The organism is Novosphingobium sp. 11B (assembly GCF_054589055.1).
Genome location: NZ_BAAILP010000044.1, coordinates 35,789 through 47,982 on the forward strand (window position 1 = coordinate 35,789; position 12,194 = coordinate 47,982).

The 12,194-nt window shown below is 54.6% G+C and carries 10 protein-coding genes and 3 pseudogenes; 8 read left to right on the plus strand and 5 right to left on the minus strand.

Features of this window, described 5'->3' with window-relative positions; all coding sequences use genetic code 11:
* Positions 1–85 precede the first annotated feature (85 nt).
* Positions 86–1,384 carry an O-acetylhomoserine aminocarboxypropyltransferase/cysteine synthase family protein gene (locus tag ACYPYD_RS03715; RefSeq protein WP_459662112.1) on the plus strand — a complete coding sequence of 433 codons (1,299 nt, stop codon included), beginning with the start codon at positions 86–88 and terminating at the stop codon, positions 1,382–1,384.
* 45 nt (positions 1,385–1,429) lie between these two features.
* Positions 1,430–1,597 (plus strand): annotated as a pseudogene (locus tag ACYPYD_RS03720) (IS3 family transposase); the annotation flags it as partial.
* Positions 1,598–1,698: 101 nt separating this feature from the next.
* Here the strand turns inward: ACYPYD_RS03720 and ACYPYD_RS03725 are convergent.
* From ACYPYD_RS03725 to ACYPYD_RS03745, 5 genes are all read right to left on the minus strand, one after another.
* Positions 1,699–2,400 carry a DUF1330 domain-containing protein gene (locus tag ACYPYD_RS03725; protein WP_459662113.1) on the minus strand — a complete coding sequence of 234 codons (702 nt, stop codon included), beginning with the start codon at positions 2,398–2,400 and terminating at the stop codon, positions 1,699–1,701.
* Positions 2,401–2,615: 215 nt separating this feature from the next.
* On the minus strand, positions 2,616–3,269 hold the full coding sequence (locus ACYPYD_RS03730; RefSeq protein ID WP_459662114.1) for a DUF1838 family protein: 654 nt from the start codon (positions 3,267–3,269) through the stop codon (positions 2,616–2,618).
* Between the two features lie 515 nt (positions 3,270–3,784).
* Positions 3,785–3,895 carry a hypothetical protein gene (locus ACYPYD_RS03735; protein WP_459662115.1) on the minus strand — a complete coding sequence of 37 codons (111 nt, stop codon included), beginning with the start codon at positions 3,893–3,895 and terminating at the stop codon, positions 3,785–3,787.
* A gap of 73 nt (positions 3,896–3,968) precedes the next feature.
* Positions 3,969–4,292, minus strand: coding sequence for an ATP-binding protein (locus ACYPYD_RS03740; protein ID WP_459662116.1), 324 nt, complete (start codon positions 4,290–4,292; stop codon positions 3,969–3,971).
* A gap of 117 nt (positions 4,293–4,409) precedes the next feature.
* Positions 4,410–4,619, minus strand: coding sequence for an ATP-binding protein (locus tag ACYPYD_RS03745; protein WP_459662117.1), 210 nt, complete (start codon positions 4,617–4,619; stop codon positions 4,410–4,412).
* A gap of 400 nt (positions 4,620–5,019) precedes the next feature.
* On the opposite strand from ACYPYD_RS03745, the gene ACYPYD_RS03750 reads away from it, so the two are divergent.
* The 6 genes and pseudogenes from ACYPYD_RS03750 to ACYPYD_RS03775 all read left to right on the plus strand — a co-directional run bounded on the left by ACYPYD_RS03750 (position 5,020) and on the right by ACYPYD_RS03775 (position 12,192).
* Positions 5,020–5,664 carry a GntR family transcriptional regulator gene (locus ACYPYD_RS03750; protein WP_459662118.1) on the plus strand — a complete coding sequence of 215 codons (645 nt, stop codon included), beginning with the start codon at positions 5,020–5,022 and terminating at the stop codon, positions 5,662–5,664.
* An 82-nt stretch (positions 5,665–5,746) separates the two neighbouring features.
* Positions 5,747–6,234: pseudogene (locus ACYPYD_RS03755) on the plus strand (transposase); the annotation flags it as partial.
* A gap of 286 nt (positions 6,235–6,520) precedes the next feature.
* Positions 6,521–6,984 (plus strand): annotated as a pseudogene (locus ACYPYD_RS03760) (transposase); the annotation flags it as partial.
* Between the two features lie 490 nt (positions 6,985–7,474).
* Entirely contained in the window at positions 7,475–10,093 is a 2,619-nt protein-coding gene (locus ACYPYD_RS03765; RefSeq protein WP_459662119.1) for a TonB-dependent receptor, read from the plus strand.
* Positions 10,094–10,297: 204 nt separating this feature from the next.
* A complete protein-coding gene (locus tag ACYPYD_RS03770; RefSeq protein WP_459662120.1) occupies positions 10,298–11,311 on the plus strand; it encodes a DUF1838 family protein in 1,014 nt (337 codons plus the stop codon).
* The gene (locus tag ACYPYD_RS03775) at positions 11,308–12,192 is read left to right on the plus strand and encodes a DUF1838 family protein (RefSeq protein WP_459662121.1); all 885 of its coding nucleotides are present in this window, start codon (positions 11,308–11,310) and stop codon (positions 12,190–12,192) included. The genes ACYPYD_RS03770 and ACYPYD_RS03775 overlap by 4 nt, the downstream gene beginning before the upstream one ends.
* The last annotated feature ends 2 nt before the right edge of the window (positions 12,193–12,194 follow it).

Sequence of the window (12,194 nt, forward strand, 5' to 3'; positions counted from 1 at the left end):
CGCACGCTACCTTGGTCTGAGAGCATATAATCAGGCCGCCTTAGCGGGCTTGTTCATGCGGTTTTTTTGAATTTAGGAGCCGACGATGGAATTCAAATCCCGACATCCCGAGACTTTGGCATTGCACGCCGGATGGCGCGCCGATCCGGCGACAGGTGCGGTAGTGCCTCCCATCTTTCAGACGACGTCGTATCAGTTCGCCAGCACGGCTCAGGCTGCGCGCCGCTTTGCCCTGGAAGAGCTTGGCCCGATCTATACCCGGATCGGGAACCCCACCACGGATGTGCTCGAGCAGCGGGTGGCAGCTCTCGAAGGGGGCGTTGCAGCCGTCGCCGTCGCATCCGGTCAAGCTGCATCAGCAATGGCAATCCAAAACCTCGCGTGCGCAGCCGATAACATTGTAAGTGGGACGGATCTGTATGGCGGAACGTGGAATCTATTTGCAAACACATTAAAGAATCAAGGTATCGAGGTCCGCTTTGTTGATCCGTCCGATCCTGAAAATTTTTCGGCTGCAAGCGACGAACGCACCCGGGCATGGTATGTGGAGACTTTACCGAACCCAAAACTTGTTGTTTGCCCAATTGCAGAAATTGCTGCGGCGGGTCGGGCTTCAGGAATACCGCTAATCGTGGACAATACCGCAGCCCCGCTCATTGCACGTCCGCTCGATCACGGAGCTGCCATCGTCGTTTATTCGACTACTAAATACTTGGGCGGGCATGGTACCTCGATCGGCGGAATGCTTGTCGACGGGGGGAATTTCGATTGGAAAGCCGCTGGTGTCCGGCAGCCTATGCTCAATAGTCCAGATCCAAGTTATCATGGGTCGGTTTGGAGTGAAGTCGCCGAATCTATCGGGCCGATCGCATTCTCTCTGCGTGCCCGGACAGTGTTGCTACGAGATCTTGGCGCAGCCTTATCGCCCTTTAACGCCTTCCAGATCTTGCAGGGCCTGGAAACATTGCCGCTACGGATGCCCAAACACTGCGCTAACGCTCAAGAGGTTGTGTCGTTTCTTGAGCGGCACGAGATGGTCGAGAAAGTCATCTATCCTTCGGTGCAGGCAGGCAGTTCGTTGGACCGAGCCTCCAAATACCTGAAGGGTGGTTTTGGAGGCTTGGTGGGATTCGAGCTCACGTCGGGGCGGGAAGGAGGGCAACGCTTCATTGATCGACTTAAGCTTTTTTACCACGTTGCTAACATCGGTGATGCTCGTAGCCTCGCTATTCATCCTGCATCTACAACTCATTCACAATTATCGGTGGAAGAGCGAGACGCTGCTGGAGTGTCGGAAGGCTACGTGCGCCTATCTATAGGCCTCGAACACATTGAGGATATCATAGCAGATCTCTCGCAAGCCTTGGACGATGCAAGCACTTAATCCACCTTTCACGAGCGAATTGCCAAGCGGTGAGAGCCTGCTTAGCAATCCGCTCGTTTCCGGCGGGAGGAGGAGCTGAAGCCTGACGTTCTGCGTGCCTTTGTCGAGGACTTCGGTGTTTACGGTGTGCGCAAGGTCTGGCGGCAGATCAAGTGCGAGGGCTTAGGTGTCGCGCGCTGCACTGTCCAGCGGTTGATGCGAGATCTTGGTCTGCCGGGGGGGGGGTATGAGGGTTGCCTGGCTTTAGTCCGCGCTGGTGGGAACTGGCGCGCACGTCAATAGCACTGGATATAGCTAGACAGCCCGGTGATCGATCAATTCGAGAGGTCATTGATCTCGATTACGGACCAATCTCCAGTTAACTTGCGAACCTCTGAAAGTTTCCGATATTCTTCACTTGACCAGAAATTCCGGAGAGCGTCGGTATTGGGAAATTGCACGACTACTATTCCTTGGTTTGGCCAATTGCCTTCAAGAAGTTCTATATTCTCCCGCCCGCTCCGAACGATAAATTTTCCGGAATATTTGTCGACTACAGCAGGCGCAAAAGGTGCGTATTCCTTAATGAATTTCTCACGGTCCTTGAGGTGCATGAGGAAGACGAGATAGGCGTTGCCGGTTGACATTGTTGGCGAGGCACCGGTTAGGCCCTGTACCGTAACGACATCAAGATACGCGCCGTCCAAACGGATTTCCCGCGCCTCCTGATAGGCATCGCTCCACCAGAACTGCTTGACCCTCATTTGATTGGGAAATCGTGCGAGTAGCATGAAGCGGGGCGTCCAGCCACCTTCCAGCACCCGCAAGTTCACGCCTGGCAGGCCTACAATCGCCTTTTCATAATCATATTGGCGAATGACTTTCAGCATTTCTGGCTGATAGGCTCTCTGGACGGCTGCATCCTTATACCAGCCACTGACAATGAGATATCCCGATTTCTGTTCCGTTTGTGCCTGAAGTGGTGTCTGGGCCAAGATAAAAGCTATCAATCCGGCAAATATCGATCGGCAGCGCATGTCTTTTCCTAATAATTTGACGTTTATAATTTCGAAAAGTCGATTAAAAAATATCTTAATTTACTACAGATTGGCCGTAGTCACAAAAGTCGGTTGAAAAAGGCGAGGGGACAAATTCCGGATGCGTTGCTCGGCGCGTGGAAAACTGGTCACCCTAGCTTTGCGCGGTCAGCGATGCGCCCCGCGACATGGCGGGAGTGTAAGTTAAGCTGTGATCAACCCGGCTTATGCTTTGCCATATATTCCGGCAGGTCCAAGTGAGGCTTCGGCCAGTTCTTATAATCAAGGATTTCCGGCGTCTGCTTTTCAACGCCTCTGAGTACCTGGACGGGCATTGCCTCAAGCGAGGCAAATTTGGTGCCGTGCGCCTTACCATAGGTACGACCGGGTCGGTTGCCCATCCCGAGCCGCGGGTGCCAGCTCGTCAGATTCTGGTACTGGCAAAATGCCGGTGCACTGACCACATCCGGATTCAAAATATCTGCCACTCGCGCACTATATGTTGCTAGGGACTCCCAATAGATTGTCTTACCCGCTCCTTGGGTCGGCCATCTCTCGGGGGTCAGAGGGTTGGGACGTGCCATGCTGGCTGCGGTGGGCAGAAAGACCATGTCGTTCATTACTTCCATGCGCAACACTTTCGTGTCGAGTTCTGCACCTCGTATAATGACGCCGTCAGGGCCCAGCTCGATCTCGAATGGACCGCCGAGGAAAGGCCAGATTTCGCGGGTCTCGCCCGTAATAGGATTGACCCAGCTGTCGAGCGGCTCATCTGTATCGAATTTACAGTAGACGCCACTTTCTGCCGTACGCGCGAGAAAATTACCGTCGGGTAGCGGTCGCCATTGGCCGATCGCTATATTGTTCATGGTAAAAAGGGGATCAGATTTCCGTCGTTCATGTAGCCGTAGATGTGAAGGCGATGCAATGAGAAGACAGTCTGTTCGCCTGCTGCACCGATGATCTTCACGTGTTCGGGTCCTCACCTTCGGGTCTTCCAAGTTGAGTCGCGGCAAGCCAACAGCGCTCGCGGACAAGGAGGACGCCATGCTGCCCGACGTGAAAAACCTTCCCGATTCACCTTTGCACTCCCTGTCTTGTTCGATCAGCGGCCCCTCGGACGTCGCATGCCGCGCGCGAACGAAGAAGCCGCTGGGCAATATTCTTCTATTGTATACTGTCAGGTAAATCTGATATTTAGATATATCCGATACGCGGACAAAACTTTCCTGCTTTGCTTAGATGCGTACTTCAGAGTTTCTGGACAGCCGTTTAACAAAAACGCGGACAGGCGTTTCGCTATGTCCCGGACAGCTGGCGTAGTTTGGTCACGGGTGCCTTGATGTGGTTCAGGCGGTTGTGATTTCGGCTTTCTCAATGTCGGTCAAGAAAGGCGTGGGTCGGGTTTGCAGCTGTCGCCTTCGAGCGTTATGCGGTTGGCATTGTGTACGAGGCGGTCGAGGATGGGGTCAGCGATCGTAGGGCTGCCAGTCATTTCGTGCCACTAAAGTAAGGGTAACTGATCCGTAATCAAGATGGATTCGCGCTTGTAGTGCTCCTCGAGATCTCTAGCAGAACGCTGCGCTGCTGCGCTGCTGCGCTGCTGCGCTCGGTGAGCCTTGGCTGCCCCAGTCGTCGAGCACGAACAGTTGGATGCGGGTGAGCTTGTCGATCAGGCACGAGAAGCGACCGTCGAGCCGGGCTATTGCCAGATCTTCGAATAGTCGGGGCATGCGAATGTAGAGGACCGAGTAGTCGGGCCGGGCTGCCTGACTGGCGAACGCACGCCCCAGCCAGGTTTTCCCCGTACCGATTGGCCCTGTAACGATCAGATGTTCATGCGTCTTGGGCCAGTTGTAAATGCTGATCGAATATTCCTCAGAAGTGCACATTTGGGGAGATTACGACCAGCACTCACACCAGTCGCCCTGTGCGAGCGCCATGACGCTGCGGCGATGCAGCTTGCGGTGCCCGGCAAAGTCGATGTTCTCGATACAGGCGTCGCTGAATCATGGCCGCGCGACCGCAAGCCAGTTGGCAAGCCGCTTTTCGCTGCGCATCGCGATCTCCCGGTCGAGCATCAGGCCGAGCCATTCATCGTGGGCAAGCCCATCGCTTCCCGCCTGTTCGGCAAGTTCCCGGTAAGCGCTCGCGATCCCGGTGAGCCCCACCGTCTGTATCTGATCCAACATAGGGTGCGGCAGCATTATCAGCAGCAACAGTAATTCAGAGCCAATTCTCGGTGGAAACCCCAGGTCACTTCTCAGTGGCAATCAACAAACTGCCCATACCGAGGAATTATCGGCATGCAATTTTCTACCAATAAAATTCTCAGAAATCTACGTATAAGAAAAATTATATTTAGTCTATGAAATTTAAAATCCGCTAATTCTATGATAGTTTTTCGATTGAATCTATAAGGTAATTGCGTTAATTTCAGAATACTAACGTTATGCTGGCGCATCGTTTATAAACTGTAAATTGCCTACTTAAAAATAATAATTAATACTCAATATCGTAACAATAAACTTACGTTTCATTATTCATTGTGCGGACAATGCCAAAATGCGCGTATAAGCTGCTTGACCTGAGGGCTTAAGCTGTCATTGCATGATCAGAATGACAAACGCCAGTGAACGCGCCTATCATGCTATACGAAAGCTTATTCTCGATGGAATTCTGGCACCCGGTGCGCAGCTAACCGAAGAGGAGGTAGCCGCGCACTGCAGTATGTCACGCACCCCCGTTCGGGAAGCCATTCGCCGGCTAGAAGGCGAAAAGATCATCGGCCGAGAGCGGGGGCGCACCTTCGTTAAAGAATGGTCTGATGAAAAAATGCTCGAAATTTTTTCTCTGAGATCGTTATTGGAAGGGCATGTAGCCGAAAGGGCTGCGCTTCGCTCGACAAAAGACCAGATTAACAAGTTGAAGTATTTTCATAAAATTCTTCAATATGAAACTGAAAAACCACGTCCAGATGTTCGTGAATTTGTGCGAATTAATACACGTTTTCACAAGACGCTTTTAGATGCGGCCGATTTCGAAATGCTTGAAACCATCGTGGAAATTACCACAAACGTCCCTATAGTTCACAATACCTTGGACAAATATGACCGGCAGCGACTCAGGGAGAGCGTCTTTGACCATGCCGCCTTGATTGAGGCTATTGAATTAAAAGACCCTGAAAGAGCGAAAGCTATCGCGCAAGCCCACGTTCTAAGGGCAAAAAGTGTGTTATTATTAAGTAAAAAACCGATATCTTAGCATGTTAACAGCCCGAATTGAAAGTTTTTGCGCATATCAGCATGTTGTTCTCTATACTGTCCTGCGAGAGAGGGAGTGGCCAATGGCATGGGTTGGTTTTGCCCGGCAGGAGCGACGTCGGAGAGGATTGCGCTATTCCGGTGATAATGACGTACCGTGAATAATCATTGGCGGCGCGGTTTATCGCGCTGGCCAAGCGTGGAGGCCGTTGTCGGACGACGGACATGCGCAAGGTTGTCACCGCTTTGCTCTATATCGCGGCAAGTGGCTGCTTGGCGGCTTCTCCCCAATGCTTTCCGCCTGGTCTCCACAGTCCAGCGCTATCTCTCGCCTGACGCAACGCTGGCCTGCTCGAAGCCATGAACACGGTGCTGGTGATGAACCTGCGCGAGATAGAAGGGCGCGAAGCCTCGCCGGGCGCCGGTGCAATCGACAGCTAGTCAGTAAAAAACTACCGAAAGTGGCGATCCTTGTGGCTATGATGCGGGCAAGAAGATCCAAGACCGCAAGTGTCTATCCCTGACGGACACCTGCGGCTTCCTCATCTTCATCCTCGTTCATACCGCCGACTATCGCATTACCTCAATGAAAATGTTCCTCACGTTGGCATTTGGAGCAGTGATGCGCTCGCCCATTTCGGCGAGAGGTAAGCGATGAAGATTGCCCCCACGTGGCGGTGGAGCGGCAGTGGCGGGTTTGGCGATGTGGTTTCAGTGATAAAGCCGCGGTGACGATGTTGCTCATTTCGGCCATTGTTTGCCTGGTGTTTATAATGCCCCAACTGGACACCTCGGGAAACCTCCGGCGGATAGCGGCTTGAGTTGATCCACGCGTTTGCGTTGCAGCGAAGGCGTTGATGGCAGGGCAGCCGGATTTGTTCGAGCTTTTGAACCCATATGAAGCGTTGAGCGCGGCGGGCGATCCGCTGGAGCGTTTGGCCGCGGTTCGTTGGTTGCCGCGCTGCGCCGTAATCCCCGCGAAAAGGTGGTCGCCCGCCCTTCGAACCGCTGCTCATGTTCAAGGTCTTGGCGCTGCAGGCGCCTACTCGCTGTCGGACGAGGCGAACCAGTTCGAGATCAAGGACTGCCTCTCCTTCCAGAGCTTTCTGGGGCTCGGGCTTGATAGGACGATGCCCGATGCGGCGACAGTGTGGCTGTTCGAGGCGCGCGTGGTGAAGGCACAGGCAATCGACAGGCAATTCGGCCGTTTTGATGCCCCGCTCACCGACCGGGGCTATCTTGCAATGGATGCCAGATTATCGACGCGAACGTGGTGGCGGCCCCCAAGCAGCGCACGGCCGCGGCGGAAATGGCGGCGATTTAGTCGGGCCGCATCCCCAAGGAGCGGCAAGTTGTAACCCTGCTCATGCTAGCACGCCGCCTAGGCTGCTCCAATCCGATCGTCATGCTCTCGGCTGTACCGGGCGCATGATTGGCTTATCTCGATGCCGAAATGAGCGGTGGCTAGGAATAGCAACAGCACGTCTCCGGACTGGGCCGCCTGTCGGCGAAAAAGCCGCTGAGCTTCTTGTTTCGTCAAGGCGATCTACCGGCAATGTGATCATATTTTGTTCGAAGGTTAAGCGATCACTGTGCACATCCATGGCGCTAGAGAAGTTTGGCAATTTCGGGCATGTCAGTCGGCAAAGGTGCCCGATCTATATCAAGCAATTGATTATAAAGAATATGTTTGATACGCGTCTGCGGCTCGAGAATACGAATGGCCTAAGGTAATCGCCAGTCGGATAAAGTTAGCAAATGACTTCCGTATTTTGTGCACACTATCCAGTTTTCCCTAGTCGGGTGACGATGTGAACGCGCTCACTCCAGCTAAAAAGCGCCGACAAATTCAGGGGAAATATACGATGAACATATCGCAAGCGCTGAAATCGAGAAGGGCCTCGTCGATCGCGATCATTGCCTCAACAATGACGCTTCCGATCATTGCGCACGCTCAAGAGGCTCAAATATCTCCTGAAGCGAATATTGGCGATATCGTCGTGACCGGCGCCAGGCTGCGGCAAGAGAGCGTCCAGTCCGTCCCTATAGCAATCACCTCCCTTTCGGCCGAGGATCTTGAGAAGCGCAATATCAGCAACCTGAATGATTTGACCAATTCGACGCCTGGCGTGTCCATTACGTCAATCGCCGGTGGTACTATGCAGATGGTGTACATACGTGGTCAGGCGCCCGCGAATACAACGAACGATTTGAACGTGGAAGCTAATGTTGGCGTGTTCATCGACGGCGTGTATCAGACGAGCCGCAACACCATCGACATCATATCGGTGCTGGATGTCGGCCGTATCGAGGTCGCCCGAGGCCCTCAGAGCGCACTCTTTGGCCGATCGACGTTCGCTGGCGCCCTGTCTATCGTCAATCGCCTTCCTTCAGACCATTTGGAAGGCGGCGTTCAGATGACAGTAGGCACTAATGAGGACTTCCGCGTGCGCGGCACAATCTCCAGTCCAGTCACCGACAACCTTTCCGTTCGCGTCGGGGGCGGATACCTGACCTACGATGGCTTCGGCAAGAACTTGGCTGATCGTAAGAATAACTTAGGTGGAACCGAAAAGTACGCTGTCAACGCGTCTTTGGAATTTTTGCCAACACCTGAACTAAAAGCCACTCTAACAGGTTTCGTTACGCATTCGAAGTCGGAATTGACGCCAGCGAGCGTTGCGTCGATTGCTATCTTCAATTGCGGTGCGACCAATGCAGCAACAGGCCTATTCCAGCGCTATTGTGGTGCGATCGCCTCGCCCAAAGCGAGTGATCTGTCGCCCGAAATCCCGGAGACTGAGGGTAAAACGCGTCAGATCGCGTTCGATCTCAACTGGCGCAGTGATGGCGTTTCGGTGACAAGCATCACCGCGCTTACCGCCGCTGAGAACATCACCTATAATGACTACGACGGTACATCGCAGGGAGCGGTGTTGGGCGTATGTTCGAGTGGAGCAGCCTGCTTGCCGTTCGGTGCCTATAATCGCCTCGTTCGTGTCAATCTTGCCACCTCGAGCCGAGAACGTGTCCGCACCTTCAGCCAGGAAATTCGGATACAGTCGGATAGTCAGGGGTCGCTGGAATGGCTGGTTGGATCGAGCTATTTCAATTCGCGGATCCCGCTAGCGGCGCTGGGGCTCGGCGCAGACGGCTCGCGACTGGCACCCAACGAGCGATTATTGCAGCCTTCTCCGCCACTTAATCCCGCTGCATTCGGAACGGGCTCCTATGATTTCAGCACGAATCCTTTTTTGGTCGACGATTGGATAAACAATCAGGTCTTCGCCAGTTATAGCCGCGCTAGTACTGAGACGATGTCCGCATTCGGATCGCTTGGATATCGGTTTGGAAACCTGCGGCTAAATGCTGAAGGCCGCTTCAATGTGGATCGCAAGAAGGCTCAGGTTTTCTCGGCGGCAAGCTTCCTTGCGCAGCCCGGCTACAATCAACCTATCAATGGCGTAAACACGCCTGCCGCCAGCGCCTTCCCGGTGGCCGGTCCGAAGTTCGCTCGCACCTTTGACAGCTTCACTCCGCGCTTCACAATGGATTATCAAGCGACGCCGGACATCTTCTTCTACGCTTCTGCTGCGAAAGGAGTTCGTTCGGGGGGCTTCAACACGTCCAATGCAGTTAGCACGACGGGTATCCTTGCTGAAGAAGTAGCTTACGACGAGGAGAGCAATTGGACGTACGAAGCCGGTTTCAAATCTGAATTCTTCAATCGCCGCCTTCTCGTTAACGCTAGCTATTTCCACATCGACTGGACGAACGCGCAGATTACCGCCTTTACCAATAACCCGACTTCGCAAGGCGCGAATGCCATCGTGCGCAATGCAGGTGACCTAAAAACCAATGGTTTCGAGTTCCAGAGTGAATTTCGTCTGTCTGATGCTTTCAGCGTTGGAGGGAGTATCGTCTATTCTGATCCGAAGTTTCAAGCGGGAGCTTACGATTCCTCTACAACCTGCCTGATTGGTAGCGGGCTGGCTGCTACTGCAGCACCTGGCTGTCCGGACGTGATTATCGTTGACACTCCCAGCGGTCAACGCGCGGCGACTTCGCTGAAAGGTCGGCGTCCGGCGCGCTCCGTCAAGCTGCAATGGAACATGCACGCGGTTGCTGACCTCCCCATCGGTCTCGACTGGCGCTTGACTGGTCGTATCGACGTCTCCCGCTCAGGGCAAACTTATGCCGATGCTACTAACATGGCCTCGTTTGGCGGGCGTACGCTCACCAACGTGCGTATCGGGGCGGAGAGCGCGAACTACAGCATCGCCTTCTGGGCAAACAACCTGTTCGATGTCCATTACACCGCCAACACCATTAGCCAGCCTCGCGCTGGCATCCCCTTCGCTTTCTTCCCGTATGAGGTCTATCTCGGTGAATCGCGCCGAATGGGGATCACTGCAGGTTACAAGTTTTGACACTGGCCGGCGCGGAATCGTCCCTCTCGCGCCGGTCCTTTTTTATTGTATGGTCGCAGGCTCCTAGCAGGCGGCCTTCCATGACGAGTATTGAGGTTTAGGACTGATCGCGATTGCGGACTATCTCCATGAAAGTCGCAAAGCGCGTTGTCCGGACTAATCCGAACCCATTACCTCGTCGAGTTGAAGTGAAGGAATGTGTTTGTGACTGAACTGAAACTTACGCGTCGTGAGGGCCTAGGTATGGCAGCTCTTACGGCCGGGCTCGCGGCGGTGCCATCGTTCGGCGCGCCATTGCCTGATTGGAATTACCGGATCGATTTCAAGGACCCGAAGTGGAACCGCGATACTTTCGCGCGATTAGAGGGAAACTTGGATACGACGAAGGAAAAATGCGGCTGGATTAGGGGGCGCGCAATGGGCGTGCGCGAAAACGAGAAGGTACGGCCCCTCTTCGATGTGGATGGCTTTAGTTTTGTTCGCCTGAAGAAGCTGGAAGATGGCAGCTGGCGCAAATTGCTTAGGGAAATCGTCTTCTACCGCGATATCGAGACTGGAAGGATTCTAGAGCGCTGGCACAATCCCTATACCAATGAGGATGTGCGGGTAGTCCCCATCGCAAACGATCCGTTCAATTTCACGATCAGCGAGTTTCAGCCCGAGCCGCCCACCTACGGCGGGTTGAACACGGAGAAACCCGCACCCCGGCCGCTGCTGTTGGACTGGCAGGAGGTGCCCGATGGCACGATCCTGCTCAACACCCGCATCGATCTTTATTACCCCAATGCGCTGCGTCCGGACCACTGGGTGCGTGAGTCTTCTGGTTGGATGAACCGCGTGTCGGAATATTTCACCTATTTTATGAAGCGGAAGGATGTCGTGAACCCGCGCCTGACCCATATTCCTCATGTCGGTTCATGGACGCGCATCACGCCATGGTTGCCATGGATGCTCATGAGCGATGCGCCGGGTCATATCAGCTATGTCACGAGCTATGGATCGGTGGAACGCGGTGCGCAAGACCTGCCCGCCGATCTGGTGGCGGCAGCCCGGGCCATGGGGGAGAAATGGCTCCATGCCCCGACCCAGGATTATGGGCCTTCGCTTTCGAGCCTCGAGAATTTTGCACGCGAGCAGAAGCCGGCGCCAGTCCCAGCGGGTTGGACCGCGCCGCAGCCGCCACTTGCGGTCGGCCCCTTGCCGGCTGCCGGCAAATGACAAAGGGCGAAGAAGAAATGATGCTAGGCAGACGTAGCGCTTTGGGGTTGATGGGCGCAGGCCTCGCCATGGGCGCAGTGACTAAGGTCGCCGCGTCCCGCGTACCTCCGCCTTCACTCGCAACGAGTGAGGGGCGCTTTCGCGCCTATATGATGATGCGAGCTGCCCTCGATGAGCAACTGGTCATCGGCTATGTCAGTGGCAGCTATTTCGGTGTCGTCGGTGCGGAGGTGACGCCGCTCTGGGACGTGGTCGGCGCGACATTCGCCCGCTATCGGAAGCGAAGCGATGGCAGTTATGACGGGGTGACGGGAGAGATCGCCTATTTCCTAGACCCGAAAACGGGAGAGGCGCCCGGTCGCTTCCTGATCCCGTACACCGGCAAATGGGCGATTGACCCACAGATCAACCTGCCTCCCAACCGCATCACATTGCTGCCCACGTTGGACATGACGGTGCCCAAGCTGATTCCCGGCACACGGTTCGATCATGTCATCAAGCATCCGGAGGTGCGCGGCGGCGACGTCTGGATCACAGAGGTGACGCGCGTCGGCATGCCTTCGCCCGCAGGAAAACCCGCATTCCATTATAATGAAATGACTACGCTGCATGCCCAAACGGCTGACCTGATGCTACCCGGTATCGCTCGTATCCCGTGCGAAACCAGCTTCACCAATATCGTCGATTGGCGGCCGTGGATGGACATGGCTGATCATCCTGGTCACCTCACGGCAATTGGTAGCGGCCGTTACGGTGTGCAAATCAAGGATTTGCCACAATGCTGGATCGACGCAACCCGCAAGAGATTTCCTTTGATACTGAACGATCCCGGATCTTTGATCGATCCTTTGTGGACTAGTCTGCCTCCGGCGGGGTCCTGACT